Genomic DNA, 17,275 nt, shown 5'->3' on the forward strand with positions numbered 1-17,275 from the left:
TTACCGTCTTGCCTTTCTGGCGCTGACCAGTTCGCTGACCACGCCATGGAGCGTGCGAAGTTCCTGCTCAGTAACTTCGCCGCGTGTGAAGAAATGCCGCAGATTGCGGATCATGCCCGGCTTCTTCTGCTCGTTGCGCAGGAAGCCACAATCATCAAGTTCCCGCAGCAGATGGGACATGAAGTTTTCCAGCTTGCCCTTGGTCGCCACATGCGTTTCATTGGTCATGAGATCACGCGGGGGCGTCATGTCTTCGGTCAGATACCACTCATAGGCCATGACCAGCACAGCCTGTGCGAGGTTAAGAGACATGAATTTGGGATTGAGCGGGTAACGTACCAGCGTATCGGCGCGGGCCATGTCTTCGACGTCGAGACCAGCGCGTTCCGGCCCGAACAGGATGCCGGTGCGCAGGCCGCGCGTGGAAGCCACGCGAAGTTCCGCCGCCGCGCCGCGCGCTGTCATGACAGGCTTCACGACATGGCGGGGGCGGGGGCAGGTTGCAAAAACACGATGCAGGTCAGCCACGGCGTTATCGACTGTTTCGAAAACCTGCGCGTTGTCGAGGATGCGATGGGCGCCGGAAGACGCAGGCCAGGCGCGTTCCTGCGGCCAGCCGTCCCGCGGTGCGACAATACGCAGATGGAACAGACCGCCATTCGCCATGGCGCGGGCAGTCGTGCCGATATTTTCGGCCAACTGCGGGCGCACGAGAATGACAACGGGATCAAATTCGCCGATCGGTTCCAGATCGGCACCACCATCACGTCCGGTCATGGGATTATGCCTTCCGCCATGTTGTTCCGTTGGGACCGTCTTCCAGCGTGATGCCGTCTGCGGCAAGCTGGTTCCGGATTTCGTCCGCGCGGGCAAAATTGCGGGATTTGCGGGCTGCCAGACGCTCCTCGATCAGCGCTTCGATGGCGGACGCATCAACACCTGAGCGGAACCACTCAGCCGGGGAAACCTGAAACAGACCAAGCTGCTTTCCGGCGGCCAGCAGACCGGATGCGGCTTCCTGATCGCCCTGCATGGCGGCGTCTGCAAGCGGGTGCAGGGCTGCGATGGCGAGCGGTGTGTTCAGATCGTCGCACAGGGCATCCAGCACCGTTGCCGGAACGTCTGCACCCTGCTGCGCGTCTCCACGCTCAAGGGCGCGATAGAGGCGATCCAGAATACGACGTGCTTCTTCCAGCTTGTCCCACGTGAAATCCAGCGTCGAACGGTAGTGCGCGCCCAGATACAGGAAGCGCAGTGGTTCCGCCGGAGACTTTTCCAGAACCTCCCGGATGGTGAAGAAATTGCCCAGAGACTTGGACATTTTCTCTCCATTGGAGAGCAGCATGCCGTTATGGAGCCAGTGCGTGGCGAACTTGCTTCCCGGATAGCAGCACAGGGACTGCGCGCGCTCGTTTTCATGATGCGGGAACAGCAGGTCATCGCCGCCGCCATGGATATCGAAGCTTTCACCCAGATACCGGTGTGACATGGCCGAGCATTCGATGTGCCAGCCGGGGCGACCGCGGCCATAGGGGCTCTCCCAGCCGGGCTGGTCCGGGTTGGAGGGCTTCCAGAGCACGAAATCACCCGGATCGCGCTTGTAGGGCGCAACCTCAACGCGGGCGCCAGCGATCATGTCATCCAGCGAGCGGCCAGAGAGTTCGCCATAAGATGGGAAGTTCCGGACGGCGAACAGGACGTGCCCTTCGGCCTCGTAAGCGTGGCCACTCTCGATCAGGCGGCCGATCATATCCAGCATTTCGGGAATATGATGTGTGGCGCGTGGTTCGATATCCGGCGGCAGAATCCCCAGTGACGCCAAATCTTCATGAAAGGCTTCGGTCGTTCGGGCGGTCAGGGCAGAAATATCTTCGCCGTTCTCTTTGGCGCGCGCGGTGATCTTGTCGTCCACATCCGTGACGTTGCGTGCATAGGTGACCTGCGGATACAGGACGCGCAGCAGCCGCACGAGGATATCCGCGCACATCATGGCGCGCAGATTGCCCAGATGGGCGCGGTCATAGACGGTGGGACCACAGAAATAGACCCGGACGTTCTGCGGATCGAGTGGTGTGAACTGTCGCTTTTCGCGCGCGTGGGTATCGTGCAGACGGAGCACGTGAGGGACGGGATCGGCCATAGAGGCGATCAATGCGCCAGCCGCCGGTTTGGTGCAACAGGGTTTGTTACCCTTGTGCGTATGATCTGGCCTGCGATAGGGAGACTTATGCGTAGCACCTTCAAAGATCCTACTTCTCCCCGCGGACATGCTCTTGCCCTTCTGAGGGTCGCTCTGCCCCTGGCCCTGTCACAGCTCTCCGAAATGTCGATGGGCGTGACGGACACCATTCTGCTGGGCGGTCTGGGCGTTGCGGAAGTGGCTGTCGGTGGTCTGGCCAATACCTTCTTCTTTACCACTATGGTGACGTGTCAGACCATTCTTGGTGGCGCGGGCGTGCTTCTGTCGCATGGACGAGGTGCGGAAGATCATGGGCGTGAGGCGCATGATGGCCGGAGCGTGATGAGCGCGACATTTCTTCTGGCGCTTCTGATTTTCGTTCCCTGCGCTTTGCTGCTCTGGAACGTCCAGCCGCTGTTTGCGTGGCTGTCTGAGCCGAGCGATGTGGTGACGCAGGGAAGTCACTTCATCCGCATCCTGCTGTATTCTCTGCTGCCTGATCTCGCGGTGATTGGTGTTTTGCGTGTAGCGCTGCCTTCGCTTGGAGCGGAGACGCTTCTGCTGTGGATCATGCCGGCCATGGCGATCTGCAATGGCATCACCAATGCGGCGCTGATCCATGGCTGGTTTGGTTTGCCAGCCATGGGGCTGTTTGGGTCCGCGACGGCCACGACGCTGACGGGCTGGGCGATCAGTGTTGCCCTGACGGGTCTGTGCCTGATGCATCCACGTGTCCGGGCTGTCATGAAGCCAGCCGCTGTACACTGGCCTGTTATGAAAGAGCTTTTGAAGCTCGGCCTGCCAATGATGCTGGGGGCCGCTGCTGAAATTCTCATGTTCCAGATCACCAGCCTTCGTGCGGGAGAGCTCGGGACGCAGAGCCTCGCAGCCCATCAGGTTGCGGTGAATGTCAGTGCGCTTCTGTTCATGGTGTGTCTGGCGATCGGACAGTCAACGAATGTCCGTGTGGCGTACTGGCGTGGGGCGGGACGGATGGATCAGAGCCGCCGTGCGGCCTGGACCGGGATCTGGATTGTGCTGGTCTGGTCCGTGCTGTCTTCGGCGTTGCTGCTGATCTGGCCAGAAAAGATCGTCAGTCTGTATTTCACGGGGCATGCTCCTGATCCGGCAACGGCGGCGCTTGTTATTACCCTGATGAAGATTGCCGGGATTTACCAGATTGTGGACGGGCTTCAGGTTGTCTTCAGTGGCGCTTTGAGAGGCTGTGGCGACACGGTTTGGCCGATGGTGATTGCAGTTTCAAATTACGGCCTGATCGGGCTTGTTTTTGGTGGGTGGTTGGCCTTTCAGCAGCACTGGGGGGCGGAAGGCCTGTGGATTGGCATGGCGACAGCTCTGACGGTCAGTTCTGTCGCTCTTGGTTTCCGGCTTTTCAGCGTGATGCGGAGAGCCGAGCCTGTGCCATCGTAATCAGGTAGACGAAGAAGCCACCTGCGGAAAGCAGGGCAGATCCCCAGCCAATAGAAGCAAGTCCAAGCCCTGAACTGACCAGGAAAGCGCCCAGCCATGTGCCTGCGGCGTTGGCGATGTTGAAAGCCGAGTTGTTCAAGGACGCGGCCAGTGTCTGTGCATCTCCCGCGACTTCCATAAGATGGCTCTGGATGGCCGGAGAAATGCCGATCAGCGTGGCCGGGATCAGGAACGTGATGGGAAGCATGGCGACCGGCAAGGGCAGCAGGAGCCAGAAACCCAGCATGAACACACAGCTTGCGGCGAAGGAGGCCAGGATCGTTCGGTTGATGTTTCGGTCCGCCATGGCGCCTCCGAATGCATTGCCTGCGAGCATGCCGAGGCCCCACACGATCTGGTAGAGCGCGACAGCCCAGTCTGGCAAATGTGTGACGTCTGACAGGGCCGTGGTGAGAAAGGTGTAGATCGCGAACAGACCGCCGAAGCCGATGGCGCTTGTCAGGAGCGTCAGCAGAACCTGAGGGCGTTTGAAGGCTCCGAGCTCGGCCAGGGCATTGGCATTCGGATGGGGTTTGTCACGCGGGGCGAAGTACCAGATCGCCAGAAAACACAGCAGTCCGAGGAGCGAAATTGCAGCGTAAGCGGCGCGCCATCCGAGGTGATTGGCGGCGTAAGTGGAGAGGGGGGAACCTACGACGGTAGAGAACATGATGCCGGACAGAACACGTCCAACCGTGCGGCCACGTCTTGCCCGTTCGACCATGGACGCGCCGACGAGTGCTGAAACACCGAAAAAGGCCCCGTGTGGAAGCCCGGTGATGAAGCGCATGACTTCAATGTCGAGCAGGTTCGGCATCAGGATCGTGCCGGTATTTCCCACGAGGAAAAGTACGAGCATGGCAAGCAGAAGTGTACGGCGAGGGAGCTTCGCACCTGCAACCGCAATGAGAGGTGCTCCAACCACGACGCCGAGCGCATAAGCTGAGATGACGGAGCTGGCGCGGGAAATGGAAATTCCCAGGGAGTGGGAGAGCTCGGGCAGCAGGCCCATCATGGCGAATTCGCCAGTCCCGATTGTAAATGTTGCCAGCATGAGGGCGAACATGGCTGGTTCGACACCGTGCGGGGGACGCACCCGCTCGACATCGACGGGTTCGATGAGTTCCATATGGGAAAGGTCCGGAAGAGGGGGAAATCTACCCACCATCCGGACCCTGAAATGCTAGCCGGACACGTTCACGGGGAAGTGTTCTGGCTGGTCAGTTCAATTCTCCGTTGGCAGACGGATTGTCTGTCCCGGATAAATGTCATCCTTGCTTGTGACAAGCGGTTGATTTGCATCAAGAAGCTCATCGCCCGAAATGTCTTCCGGCAGCTTCTCGGCGACCTCATCAAGGTTTTGGCTGGTCTTGATTTCCAGGAACTTCGGATCGGGGGTTCCGGGGGGCACCTGAATTTCGGCCTCGACAGCGGCCACGCCAGCGACGTTGCCTGCCGTAAGGATCATCTGGTCACGCGCCTTTGCGGTGTCCGCCTTGCCGCGCAGATAGATTGTGCGGTCATCAATTACGAGATGCGACATGTGCATCTGTGCGAGGCCGAACTTCTTGAAGGCACGCTTGATGGCGCTTTCACCCGGCTTGGGCGGCGCTGGTGCATCAAGGGACTGGATCAGTCCTTCGAAGGACCCTTCGGCAATACGACCAGCCTTGGGATTGAAGCGATAGATTTTCATGGGCAAACTCAAAAAGGTATGGCTCCCCGATCAGAGGGGAGGACCAGACCGTTAGCGCAAACCCCCCGGGAGGGGTTGCGCGCTTTATAAGCATCTGCTGCGAGAAAATAACAGGGGCCAGAATCGGCCTTTGATTGACAAAAGAGCATGAGACCTGTTAGGCGCGGGTCCACTGCCGGAAACGAGGACGTACCGACCGGGCCATTATTGTGGGTTTCTGTACCCTGCAGGCTCCGGTTTTTGGGTGCGCGCCCGTCTTTTCCAATTCGGGGAAGGGCCTACCGGCGCAACAAAACGGCTCGCCATGCAGCATGGGGCGGGCCTGATGTATGAACAGGGGTTAACCCATGTCAAAGCGTCTTGAGAGCAAGTACAAGATCAATCGCCGTCTCGGCGTAAACCTTTGGGGCCGTGCAAAGTCCCCTGTGAACCGTCGTGAATACGGTCCGGGTCAGCATGGTCAGCGTCGTAAGCAGAAGCCTTCTGACTTCTCCATCCAGCTGATGGCCAAGCAGAAGCTCAAGGGCTACTACGGCAACATCAGCGAGAAGCAGTTCCGCAAGTACTACGACGAAGCCGTCCGTCGTAAGGGTGACACCTCCGAGAACCTGATCGGTCTGCTGGAGCGTCGTCTGGACGCCGTTGTGTACCGTCTGAAGTTTGCGATCACGCCGTTCGCAGCACGTCAGTTCGTCAGCCATGGCCACGTTACGGTCAACGGCAAGAAGGTGAACATCCCGTCCTACCTCGTGAAGGAAGGCGACGTCATCGAAGTGCGCGAGAAGTCCAAGCACCTCGCCATCGTTCTCGACTCCGTGCAGACGGGCGAGCGCGACACGCCGGAATACGTTGAAGTCGATCACCGCCAGATGAAGGGTACGTTCCTGCGTACGCCGGTTCTCTCCGATGTGCCGTATCCGGTGCAGATGGAACCGAACCTGGTTGTCGAATTCTACTCCCGCTAATTCAGGTCCCGGGCTTTCGGGCCCGGATCAGAACGCGATCGGAAAACGCCGGATGGGTCTCCCATCCGGCGTTTTTTGTTTTGTGCTTGCAGAAGAATGGGAAGAGCCGCACGGGATTTTACGTTCTTGCTCTATGATTGTATCAATTAGTCTCCGAATGATGCTTTATATGGCAAATCAAAGAGGGGCGGCGAAAGATGCGCTTTGGGCTGGGTGTGGTTCTGATCTGTGCTGCGGCCTGCGCGTCAGCTAATGCACGCGGAATCAACACCTTCGTAGCTCCCGATACGCATTATCATCCCCCGCCACCGCCCCATTTACATCTTGTTCGCTGCAGGGATGGAATCGTGATTGTTTCATCCCAGAGATGTCCGATCAGGCCTCCTGTTATGGAGCGAACTGCGGCGGGAAAAGCCGTAGATACTGTGACGGGTGTTGTTCGAAGTCTGACTGGCCATAATTTGGGTTTCAGATGGTAGGTAATAAGTAGAACTTCAGGGACGGACAGATGCGGTCAGGGATGCTGAAAAGTTTCTGTCTGGCAGTATTGGTGGGTTGCATGATGCACCCTTCTGAAGCAAGGGGGATCAACACCTTTGTGCCTCCGTCTTTTGCCGTGCCTCCAGCTTCAGGGCGCTATGATGTAACATCACGGCAACTCATGCCGGGCGCGTATACAGAAGCGCCTCAACCTCGAATGATTGCGCCACCCGCTCTGACCTGGACGGCCAGTGGTAAGGTGTTTCAGTTTCTGAGGCGTCAATTTTCCGGAAATGGTTCAGATCGTGTGGGCGTGGGCGGGGTTCCTGCGGTGCATGATCCCGTTTCTGGGAGTGCGATCGGGCAGTTTGGGGAAGCGTATGCCCAAGCCAGTCCGATGGGAACGACGGGGATTGCGCCACATGGGAATACTGTGAACTGATATCCCCTTTGTAGAAGCGAAAGTTCGCGGAAAAGGCCCGTTAAGCGAGGGAATGCTTGACGGCAAAAGCGGTCTTCTGCACATTGCGCCTCCCGATGGGTAAGGCTTCCATGAGGGCTATCCTCTGTATTTGCTAACAGGCCATGTGTCTGTCTGGACGTCGCGAAAGCTCCAGTCCCGGATTTTTTCTACGTTGCCGGAGGCATCATGTCAGAGGCGCTGAGCGCTGAAATTACCCGCGAGATCGCTCGTCGGCGTACGTTTGCCATCATTTCCCATCCAGACGCCGGTAAGACGACCCTGACGGAACGTATCCTGCGCGCAGGTGGTGCCATCCAGCTTGCAGGTAACGTGCGTGCCAAGGGTGAGCGCCGCCGCACCAAGTCTGACTGGATGGGCATTGAGCGGGACCGTGGCATTTCCGTTGTGACCTCCGTCATGACGTTCGAATACGGCAACTGCGTCTTCAACCTGCTTGATACTCCGGGCCATGAAGACTTCTCCGAAGATACCTATCGAACCCTGACGGCTGTGGATTGTGCCGTCATGGTAATCGATGCCGCAAAGGGTATTGAAGACCGGACGCGCAAGCTGTTCGAAATCTGCCGTTTGCGCGATATTCCGATCATTACGTTCATCAACAAGATGGACCGTGAGGCGCAGGACTGCTTCGCCCTTCTGGATGAAATTTCCAATTCCCTGGCGCTGGATGTCTCGCCTGCGACATGGCCGATCGGGCGTGCTGCGACGTTTATTGGCACGTTCGATATCCGCACCCGTGAAGTGCACACCAAGGACCCGGTAGACGAAGCCGATCCGCGGATGGTGCAGCTTCGGGAAGATCTGGAACTGGTGGAGGCCGCGCTTCCCGAGTTCGATCGTGAGTCTTTTGACGCGGGGCATCTGTCTCCCGTGTTCTTCGGGTCTGCCATGAAGGAAATCGGCGTGACCGATCTTCTGGATGCACTGGTCGCTTATGGTCCTGCGCCCCGCGCCCAGCCGACGGAAAGCCGTGAGGTCAAGGCGGATGAAGAGCAGGTCACGGCTCTGATCTTCAAGATCCAGGCGAACATGGACCCGAATCATCGGGACCGCATGGCTTTCGCCCGTGTATGTTCAGGACGTCTGACGCGCGGGATGCGTCTCAAGCATGTGCGGACCGGCAAGCAGTTTGCTCTGCATACGCCACAGTTCTTCTTTGCACGTGATCGCCAGTTGGCTGAGGAAGCTTTTGGCGGAGATGTGGTGGGGATTCCAAACCATGGCACACTCCGTATTGGTGATACGCTGAGCGAGAACGAGGAACTGCGCTTCACGGGTGTCCCGCACTTTGCTCCGGAAATCCTGCGTCGTGTCCGTCTTGATGATGCCATGAAGGCCAAGAAGCTGCGTCAGGCTCTGGTAGAACTGGCGGAAGAAGGCGTCGTGCAGCTTTTCCGCCCGCAGGATGGCTTGCCACCGATTGTTGGTGTTGTGGGGACGCTTCAGCTTGACGTTCTTCAGTCCCGGTTGAAGGGCGAATATGGCGTGTCCATCGGTTTTGAAAGCACGCCATTTACACTGGCCCGCTGGATTACCGGTGATCGTGAAAAGATCGAGATGTTCATGATGACGAACCGCTCATCCATGGCGGATGATCTGGATGGAGATCCGGTCTTCCTCGCCAGTTCGTCCTTCATGATGCGTCGCACCATCGAGATGAATCCCGATCTGGCGTTCCACGACATCAAACAGATTGGTCTGGTTTCGGTCTGATCTTTCAAGCCTCGCTCCTGTATTCGGGAGCGAGGCTTTTTTTATGTCTGCTGTTTGCGGCTTTCCGGCAGTTCTTACTGAAGTGTCAGTACGCTCAGCAGGTCTTCCAGAGTGTGGAGAGACGGTGCTTTTAGAATAAGTGCGCGCCCTGTCTGAAGGGCTTTTCGGCGTGCTGCCGTGCGGCTTTCTGGTGTGGCGCAGAGCGTATAATCCGCGACCTGGGCGAAACCAATTGTGCGCCGGATTATTTCAAGACCGCAGAAGCTGGCTGTGTCCCGCAAAACGTCGAGCAGAAAATTGTCCAGCAGGTCTCTGCGTTGCGTTTCATCGGAGAGCGCCCAGACGTCGCCGCCACCTGTTTTCAGAAAGGTGCGGAGTTCTGTCGTGAAGCTGTTCCAGAAGGCTATGATTTCAGACGTAATCAGAGCGTTTTTGTGTGGGGCGGCGCAGGCATGAAGTGCCAGATTGCCCAGATAAAGGCCGCAATCAAACCCGATTGGTCCCATCGTGGCGAATTCACCATCAATGACCCGGACATCGTCCTTATGCAGCATGATGGACCCTGTATGCAGGTCTCCATGCAGAAGCGCCTGTCTTGCGGTCAGGAAGCGCTCCTGAAGGCTGCCGACGGCGCGGTGGAGAGGCTTGTCCGCCTGTAGGGCTTCCACGTCGGGAAGGAGGCCTGTTTCGGGGGAAGGGTTGCGCGAGCAGGGGCGGAACGGATCGGTCAGGATCAGATCGACCGTGATGCGGGTGAGCGCGGTGTTGCCAGCGAAGTCGGCCAGTAGTTTCGAGCCGTGTTCAAAGGGCTGGCTGATCCAGCTTGTAGCGTGAACGCTGCGGGCCACGTACTGGCCGATAACGGCGGAAAATCCCGGCTGTGCCTCATCGCGGATCAGGGCGGTGCGCAGAACCTCATGCGGGGTCAGGCATTCCATGACGAGGAGGAACATCTCGGCATCATAGAAATACAATTCGGGTGCGGCTGGGCGGACGGCATCCGCAGTTGCCCGTATATAGCGCGCTTCGTACAGAGCGCGCTCCAGAGGCATGGGCCAGTCCGGTGCAACGCGGACATGGGGGAGGGCCTGTTTGCAGCACAGAGAGCCGGCCGAACCATCTACAAGGAAAACGGTATTCAGATTGCCGTCACTGACTTCGCGGATGGTCCAGTCTGCGGGAGAGCCGCCGAGGCGGGAGGCAAGGTCAGTGTGGTTTGTGAGCCAGTGCTGAAGGCTGGACGCATCAAGAGTAAAGTACGGCATCAGGAAAGTTCCAGCAGGGCGGCCAGTGTGGGGACGACAGGGCCTTCGGGTGTGTGGTCAGGGCGGATCAGGTGCAATGCGCCATATTCGGCATTCCCCTGCTCGCGACATCGCGTCTGAAGGTCGGAAAAACTCAGGGCTACGTCAATGCGCATCCCGATGTCGACAATGTGCGTGGAGGGATGTTCGCAGGCGAGCAGGTATGGTCCGACTTGGCATTCCGCAGGCGTCAGGCCCAGTTCTTCCTCACATTCCGCAAGAAGCTGGGTCGCTAGGTTTACGATGTTTTCCTGTGCGCGGCTTTCGACATTCCCTGCTGGCGCGCCTTGCCAGTAGCCGGGCAGGTAGATGGAAGTCTCCGCGCGTCGGCCGATCACAACGCCGTCCTGCGCAAACATCAGCCCTACGACAGCCAATGGTTTGAGCACTGTGTCTCCGTAAATGCCGGGCTGCTTCATTTGTGCGAGGACACGACGATATTCGGACCAGTGGCCATGGATATGGGAAGGGGTGATGTCGTCTGCACAAAAGACGCGGCCGTTATAAAGTGCAGGATACGATTTCAGTGCGTCAGCCCAGATACGCGAAACGGCTGCTTCCTGTGCGTCTGTAAGGGCCGGAAGAGGGCGGTCGGCCAGAACATGCACATCTGGCTGAAGGGATATAATGGGCCAGGAAGCAGGGTGTGACATGACGAACCTTGGCTGGGTTGGAAACTGTACAGTCCTTCATGCGGCAAAAGTCTGGAGAGGCAAATACGTCTCAGCTCAGGGAAGATGAAGCCGCACGGAAACAGGACAGTGATCCGAGAGGCCATCTGGCAGGGTGTCGTTCCGGTACGTCATGACCCGCAGGCTGTCCGGGATGAGCCAGGAGCGTGCCTCGTTACCGAGCATGATGTGGTCGATGAAGTATTCGCCGCTCCAGCATGGGCTCGCTTTCCCGGCTGTTGTGAGCAGGACGGGGGCATCATGTTCAATCTGCTGCATGAGGGGATCATGGAGCGTCAGCCGGCGATTGAAATCTCCGAGAACAGCGTAGGGTTCGCCTTCATCCTGACGTTCGGCAATCCAGTCTTCAAGAATCTGGAACTGTTGATACAGCGTCGGGCAGGAGTGTTTGCGTTGAGTGAGAGGCTGATCCCAGCACCCGGTTTTCAGATGAACGACCAGAATGCGGAGATGCTCGGTTCCATCAGAAACAGTAACGTCCAGCCCTGTTCTCAGATGGTGTGAGGCGTCAGGACCAGCCACATCCAGAGCGGACAGTTCTTCATTGACTGCCACATGGAGCGGTCGTTTCACGGCCAGGCCGACGCGCTGGATAACGGGGGCTTGGGATAGAATGATCTGGTAGGTCTGCGGATCGAAGACCCGGGCAGCGGGTTCCGGACCGTCCACTTCCTGAAAAGCGATGATATCGGCGTTCAGATGGGTCGCGTACTGATGCAGCCGGATGAAATCATCTGGCTTGCGACCATGGACATCATCGGGAAGGGCAGGATCTCCCGTCTGTTTCAGGGAGAGCCAGTCCAGATTCCAGGTTGAGAGTTTGATGTCTCTGGCCGGAGCTGGAATAGCCTCGCCACACATCAGTGCGGCGAGGAGAAGTAGAGAAAAAAATCTCAGACGGCTTCTTTCTCAGTTGCGCCCATCTCGGCGAGGACACTTTCGACCGACCGTGTGGTGCGTGTTTTCTCGTCGAGAACGAGAATTTCACCATTCGGGATGTCGTAGAACCAGCCTTGCAGCGTCAGTTCACCCTGCGACAGGGCGCGGACAACAGCAGGATGCGTGCGAAGATGAGCAAGCTGAAGCAGGACGTTGTATTCTGCAAGCTGGCGGATATCGGCCGGGCCGGCATCTTCCGCCTTCAGGTCACCCATAGCGGCGCGGGCGGCTTCAGCGTTGCGCAGCCAGCTCCGGACGGTGGGGAGGCCATCCAGTTTCGGGGCGTTCAGGTCCAGCAGGGCGTTCATGGCGCCGCAGTTGGAATGACCGCACACAACGACATTCTTCACCTTGAGAGCTGCAACAGCGTACTCAATGGCAGAAGACACGCCGCCAAGCATTTCGCCGTAGGCCGGAACGATGTTGCCGACGTTACGGACGATGAAAAGCTCGCCCGGTTCGGTCTGGGTAACGAGGCTCGGGCTGATCCGGCTGTCGGCGCAGGTAATGAACAGTGTGGAGGGGGACTGGCTGGTGGCCAGACTTTCAAACAGCTCCGCACTCTCCGGATAGACGTCCGTCTCGAATGTACGGACACCGCTCAGCAGTTTCGCCAGAGTATCACGACCACAGGCCATGGTGTTCTCCTTTCTATAAACTAATGAGCAGTTAGGAGGCTTTGTCAGGACAGGTAAAGCAGTAAAAGAACGGCTTCATCATTTGTTACTGCCCTGACATACCTTGTCGTTACGCTTTACGACGTAGCCAGACGCTCGCGCAGCATTGCAAAGACTTCTTCAGCATTTGCATTTGGGCCGCCAGCCTGAGCCATATCTGGCCGTCCACCGCCGCCTTTACCGCCCATGACTTCCGACGCTGCACGCACCAGTGTTACGGCATCCAAGCGATCTTTCAGATCGGCTGTCACGGAAATGACAATGCTGCCACGACCATCGGCTTCGGAAATGAGTGCGACAACACCGGAGCCGATCTGCTTGGAAATGCTGTCTGCAAGGCCTTTGAGTTCCTTGGGGCTGACATCGCCAAGATTGCGGGCAGAGAGAGTAATCCCATTAACGGTTTCTGTGGCACTGGTGCCTTCACCCGTCGCCAGCTTGCGCTGAAGATCGGAAATCTGACTGTTCAGAGACTTCCGTTCTTCCAGCAGGGCAGCAACGCGGGCGATGGTGTCAGACACCGGAACCTTCAGCAGTTCGGCGATCTGCTTGAGACGGCTTTCGGTTTCCAGTGCCAGTGTCTCGGCGGCAACACCGCAGACGGCTTCGATACGACGAACGCCAGCAGAAACACCACTTTCAGAGACGATGCGGAACGGACCGATTTCACCAACGCGTCCAACATGGGTGCCGCCGCAAAGCTCGATGGAATAGGCCGGGCGGCCTTCTTCACCCTTGCCCATGGAAACCACGCGAACTTCGTCGCCATATTTCTCACCGAAAAGCGCCATAGCGCCTTCTGCCACAGCCTGTTCCTGCGTCATCAGGCGCGTTTCTACAGGTGCGTTTTCGCGAATGCGGGCATTCACTTCGGCTTCGACAGCCAGAAGCTCTTCGTCCGTCAGTGGGCGGGGCTGGCTGATGTCGAAGCGCAGACGTTCCGGTGCATTCAGGCTGCCCTTCTGCGTGACATGCGTGCCGATCTGGCGACGCAGAGCTTCATGCAGCAGATGGGTGGCCGAGTGATGGCCACGAATAGCGGTGCGGCGCTCATGGTCGATTTCGGCATGAACGGCCATACCAGGCTTCAGTGTGCCTTCAACGACTTTGCCATAATGAACGATCAGATCGCCATTGCGCTTCTGGGTATCCGTGATTTCTACCCTTACGCCATCAGCCGTGAGCGTACCGTGATCGCCGACCTGACCGCCGCTTTCACCGTAAAACGGTGTCTGGTTCAACAGGATGGCGATGGTGTCGGCACCAGCAGGCGCTTCGGCCAGTTCGTCATTGCCACGGAAAATGCCCTGAACTTCGGCATCAGCTTTTTCAGAAACATATCCGAGGAACTCACTCGCGCCATGTCTGTCGCGGGCGTCAAACCAGATAGTTTCCGCAGCCGTATCACCGGAGCCGACCCAGGCCGCACGGGCACGCTGGCGCTGTTCGGTCATGGCGCTTTCAAAGCCGGCCTCGTCAACAGTGCGACCCTGCTCACGCAGGGCGTCCTGCGTCAGATCCAGCGGGAAGCCAAACGTGTCATAAAGTTTGAAGGCGACATCGCCGGGAAGTGCCTGCTTGTCGCCGAGGCGGCTGACTTCATCGGACAGAAGGGTCAGGCCGCGTTCCAGTAGGGCTGTGAAGCGTTCTTCTTCGCCCTTCATGGTTTCGGTGATGAGAGCCTGATGCTGCACGAGTTCCGGATAGGCTGCACCCATCTGCTGGATCAGGGCCGGAAGCAGACGGTAGAACACCGGATCCTTGGCGCCCATGATGTGCAAGTGGCGCATGGCGCGACGCATGATGCGACGCAGGACGTAGCCGCGACCTTCCTTGGAAGGCAGAACGCCGTCAGCAATCAGGAATGCCGTGGAGCGTAGGTGATCTGCAACAACGCGATGGCTGGACTTGAACGGGCCGTCTGCGTCCTGGCTCATGATATCGGCGGAGGACTCGATGAGCGCACGCATCGTGTCGGTGTCGTAGTTGTCGCGCTTGCCCTGCATGATGGCGGCAAAGCGCTCCAGGCCCATTCCTGTATCGATCGATGGGCGCGGCAGATTGTCGCGGGAGCCATCGGCCTGATCGAGGAACTGCATGAACACGAGGTTCCAGATCTCGACAAAGCGATCACCATCTTCATCCGGGCTGCCCGGAGGGCCACCGAAGACGCTCTCACCGTGATCGTAGAAGATTTCTGAACACGGACCACATGGTCCCGTGTCGCCCATGCGCCAGAAGTTGTCAGACGTAGCAATGCGGATGATGCGATCATCGCTCAGCCCGGCCACTTTTTTCCAGAGATCGGCAGCGTCTTCATCGTCGGCGTAAACCGTAGCGAGGAGTTTTTCTTTCGGAAGGCCGAAATCGCGTGTCAGCAGCGTCCATGCGAAATCAATGGCATCAGCTTTGAAGTAATCTCCAAAGCTGAAATTGCCCATCATTTCGAAGAATGTGTGATGACGGGCTGTATAGCCGACGTTATCGAGGTCGTTGTGCTTGCCGCCTGCGCGTACGACTTTCTGAGCCGTGGTCGCACGGTTGTAGGGGCGTGTTTCCTGGCCCGTAAAGACGTTCTTGAACGGCACCATGCCAGCGTTCGTAAACAGCAGCGTTGGATCGTTCTGCGGCACGAGGGAAGCCGAGGGAACAATGCGATGGCCGTTCGACCCGAAATAGTCGAGGAAGGCTGAGCGGATGTCGTTTGTGCTGGTCATGAGCTGAAGCGTCAGGTTCCGGAGAAGGCGGGGAAAACTAGCCTTACTCCTAGACCATTGTGAGCCGCTTGGAAATGTACGGGTCAGGGAGCTTTCTGCTGAAAGACTTCTGAATTTTCCTGAGGCAACGGTATTTGCGGTTCAGGTTCAGGGGAAGTCAGGCCTGCTGCAGGAATTTCTACGACCATCTGCACGAGTTCCAGAGGGGTCTCAGGAATCTTGGCGCGAAAAACCAGTCGTCTGGAAAGGTTGAAATTTGCAAGCATGCCGCAGCCTGCACCGATTGCCAGGGCGATGACAGGGTATGTGACCGTCAAGGGCACTACGGCGTACAACATGAAAACGGCACCCCGGTTAAGAAGAAAACCGAAGGCATTCGCGAGCAGAAAACGCAACCATTGCAGGATTAGATGCTGGTTGTCTGCTCCAGTGGAACGGAACGTCCAGAGCCGGTTCAGAACCCAGTTGAAGGTAGCCGCAGTAAAATAGGCGCTGATTGTGGCTGCGACGAGTCCGATCTCGGGGCGGAGAATATCAACGCTCGCCCAGTCCACGAAGAAACCAAGCGCGCCGACAACGCCAAAGCGCAGGAACTGGTCGATAATTTCGGGACGGGAGCGGGGATAAAAGATACGGCTGCGTCGCAAGGAGGCGTCTCCGTGACAGGGGAGGGCTGCTCTAACGTGAAGTGGGAGGAGCTGCAAATGCCCTGAAACCAAAAAAGGCGTCCCGAAGGACGCCTTTTTCAGAAAACCCGGAGCCCGAGGGCCCCGGCGCCTTATCAAACTGAATTACTTCAGGATGATTTCGACGCGACGGTTCTGCGGCTCGCGGGTGTTCGGGCCTGTCGGAACCAGCGGCTTGCTTTCGCCATAGCCGTGGATGTCGACAGCAGCTGCCGGAACGCCGTCACGGATCAGTTCAGCCTTCACGCTCTGGGCGCGACGGAGGGACAGACCCATGTTGTAACGCTCACCACGCGGGCCCGGATGGGCTGCGGAGTTATCGGTGTAGCCGTTGACTTCGATGCGCGTCGTCTGGACGTGCGTGGAAGCCTGGGCTGCCTGAGCAACGATCTCACGAGCGCGGCCCGTCAGGTCAGACTTATCCCAGTCGAAGAACACGAGGTACGTGCGAGCTGGGGTCGGTGTTGGCGGAACAACAACCGGAGCCGGCGGCGGCGGCGGCGGAGCCGTGTCGAACGCATAACGCAGACCCAGGATGAACTGGTGCGAGAAGCGCGGATCGAAGTTCACATTGCCCTTGTGCAGGCCGCTGCCGTTACGGTTCCAGGAGGTGGAACGGTAAGCGCCATCAGCAAACTGCTGACCGATGAAGCGGTATTCGGTCGTGACAGCAAGACCCGGAACGCCCGGAATGTCGTAAGCTGCACCGACGATACCCTGATACGCGAAGCTGCCCTGCGTACCACCGACGCGGTTAACCGCACCGTTGGAGTAGTTCGTCGTGATCGGGTTGTAGTGCTGCCACAGGTAGCCAGCGCCAACACCAACGAACGGCGTGACAGGAACGTTCAGGCCGAAGTGGGCCAGATCGATGTCATACAGGACGTTGACGAAGCCGCCATATGCCTGATCGGAGCCCTTCGTGGAGCCCGTAGCAGCCGTCTTGTTGCGGTGGTTGATCTGGGAGTAGTTGTATACGCCCTCAACTTCAACGCGCAGACCGTTGCCGAAGCCCCAGCCGAATGCGCCGAAGCCCGTGAAGCCGTCCTTGTGACGGAACTGGGAGCTGCTGCCAGCATTGCTGGTGGAGCCATCAGCCTGCGTGGTTGGCGAGAAGCTGGCGTGCTGGTTCTGAACCAGGTTGTAACCACCGCCAATGTTGACGTACGGGCCAGTGACCGTGCTGGCCATGGCGAGCGACGGTGCGGCGACCATCGACGTCATGGCAAGGAGTGCCGTGCGGAGACGCATGTTTTCGTCCTCTTAGTGACTA

Annotated in this window: 15 protein-coding genes; 4 read left to right on the plus strand and 11 right to left on the minus strand. The window is 58.2% G+C overall.

Annotated elements, in window-relative coordinates; genetic code table 11:
• Nucleotides 1–777 carry an RNA methyltransferase gene (locus J4P41_RS01290; protein WP_426065834.1) on the minus strand — a complete coding sequence of 259 codons (777 nt, stop codon included), beginning with the start codon at nucleotides 775–777 and terminating at the stop codon, nucleotides 1–3.
• 4 nt (nucleotides 778–781) lie between these two features.
• The gene (cysS, locus tag J4P41_RS01295; protein WP_426065835.1) at nucleotides 782–2,140 is read right to left on the minus strand and encodes a cysteine--tRNA ligase; all 1,359 of its coding nucleotides are present in this window, start codon (nucleotides 2,138–2,140) and stop codon (nucleotides 782–784) included.
• 87 nt (nucleotides 2,141–2,227) lie between these two features.
• Between cysS and J4P41_RS01300 the strand changes: the two genes are divergently transcribed.
• Nucleotides 2,228–3,610: an MATE family efflux transporter gene (locus J4P41_RS01300; RefSeq protein ID WP_010501172.1), complete on the plus strand. Its 1,383-nt coding sequence runs from the start codon at nucleotides 2,228–2,230 to the stop codon at nucleotides 3,608–3,610.
• On the opposite strand, the gene J4P41_RS01305 is transcribed toward J4P41_RS01300, so the two are convergent.
• Together J4P41_RS01305 and J4P41_RS01310 are read right to left on the minus strand one after the other, a co-directional pair.
• Nucleotides 3,573–4,817 (minus strand): MFS transporter, encoded by a 1,245-nt coding sequence (locus tag J4P41_RS01305; RefSeq protein WP_426065836.1) that lies wholly within the window; start codon nucleotides 4,815–4,817, stop codon nucleotides 3,573–3,575. The genes J4P41_RS01300 and J4P41_RS01305 overlap by 38 nt on opposite strands.
• Before the next feature lie 57 nt (nucleotides 4,818–4,874).
• Entirely contained in the window at nucleotides 4,875–5,345 is a 471-nt protein-coding gene (locus J4P41_RS01310) for a BON domain-containing protein (RefSeq protein ID WP_010501175.1), read from the minus strand.
• A gap of 347 nt (nucleotides 5,346–5,692) precedes the next feature.
• Here J4P41_RS01310 and rpsD point away from each other — a divergent pair, with 347 nt between their 5' ends.
• The 3 genes from rpsD to J4P41_RS01325 all read left to right on the plus strand — a co-directional run bounded on the left by rpsD (nucleotide 5,693) and on the right by J4P41_RS01325 (nucleotide 8,987).
• Nucleotides 5,693–6,310 (plus strand): 30S ribosomal protein S4, encoded by a 618-nt coding sequence (rpsD, locus tag J4P41_RS01315; protein ID WP_010501177.1) that lies wholly within the window; start codon nucleotides 5,693–5,695, stop codon nucleotides 6,308–6,310.
• Between the two features lie 559 nt (nucleotides 6,311–6,869).
• Nucleotides 6,870–7,232, plus strand: a complete 363-nt coding sequence (locus tag J4P41_RS01320; RefSeq protein WP_426065837.1) for a hypothetical protein — start codon at nucleotides 6,870–6,872, stop codon at nucleotides 7,230–7,232.
• Between the two features lie 207 nt (nucleotides 7,233–7,439).
• Nucleotides 7,440–8,987 (plus strand): peptide chain release factor 3, encoded by a 1,548-nt coding sequence (locus J4P41_RS01325; RefSeq protein WP_023944952.1) that lies wholly within the window; start codon nucleotides 7,440–7,442, stop codon nucleotides 8,985–8,987.
• A 74-nt stretch (nucleotides 8,988–9,061) separates the two neighbouring features.
• On the opposite strand, the gene mtnK is transcribed toward J4P41_RS01325, so the two are convergent.
• The 7 genes from mtnK to J4P41_RS01360 form a co-directional block, all read right to left on the minus strand.
• Nucleotides 9,062–10,252, minus strand: coding sequence for an S-methyl-5-thioribose kinase (gene mtnK, locus J4P41_RS01330; RefSeq protein WP_426065838.1), 1,191 nt, complete (start codon nucleotides 10,250–10,252; stop codon nucleotides 9,062–9,064).
• On the minus strand, nucleotides 10,252–10,944 hold the full coding sequence (locus tag J4P41_RS01335; RefSeq protein WP_426065839.1) for a hypothetical protein: 693 nt from the start codon (nucleotides 10,942–10,944) through the stop codon (nucleotides 10,252–10,254). Before J4P41_RS01335 ends, mtnK begins: the two co-directional genes overlap by 1 nt.
• 75 nt (nucleotides 10,945–11,019) lie before the next feature.
• Entirely contained in the window at nucleotides 11,020–11,844 is an 825-nt protein-coding gene (locus J4P41_RS01340) for an endonuclease/exonuclease/phosphatase family protein (protein WP_426065840.1), read from the minus strand.
• A 32-nt stretch (nucleotides 11,845–11,876) separates the two neighbouring features.
• Nucleotides 11,877–12,560, minus strand: coding sequence for a carbonic anhydrase (locus tag J4P41_RS01345; protein WP_010501191.1), 684 nt, complete (start codon nucleotides 12,558–12,560; stop codon nucleotides 11,877–11,879).
• Between the two features lie 116 nt (nucleotides 12,561–12,676).
• The gene (gene alaS, locus J4P41_RS01350; protein WP_426065841.1) at nucleotides 12,677–15,316 is read right to left on the minus strand and encodes an alanine--tRNA ligase; all 2,640 of its coding nucleotides are present in this window, start codon (nucleotides 15,314–15,316) and stop codon (nucleotides 12,677–12,679) included.
• An 83-nt stretch (nucleotides 15,317–15,399) separates the two neighbouring features.
• Nucleotides 15,400–15,963 (minus strand): GtrA family protein, encoded by a 564-nt coding sequence (locus tag J4P41_RS01355; RefSeq protein ID WP_034881100.1) that lies wholly within the window; start codon nucleotides 15,961–15,963, stop codon nucleotides 15,400–15,402.
• 144 nt (nucleotides 15,964–16,107) lie between these two features.
• The gene (locus J4P41_RS01360) at nucleotides 16,108–17,253 is read right to left on the minus strand and encodes an OmpA family protein (RefSeq protein WP_023944959.1); all 1,146 of its coding nucleotides are present in this window, start codon (nucleotides 17,251–17,253) and stop codon (nucleotides 16,108–16,110) included.
• Nucleotides 17,254–17,275: the final 22 nt, after the last annotated feature.

The organism is Gluconobacter sp. NFX36, from assembly GCF_049887835.1.
Taxonomy (GTDB): Bacteria; Pseudomonadota; Alphaproteobacteria; order Acetobacterales; family Acetobacteraceae; genus Gluconobacter; species Gluconobacter japonicus_A.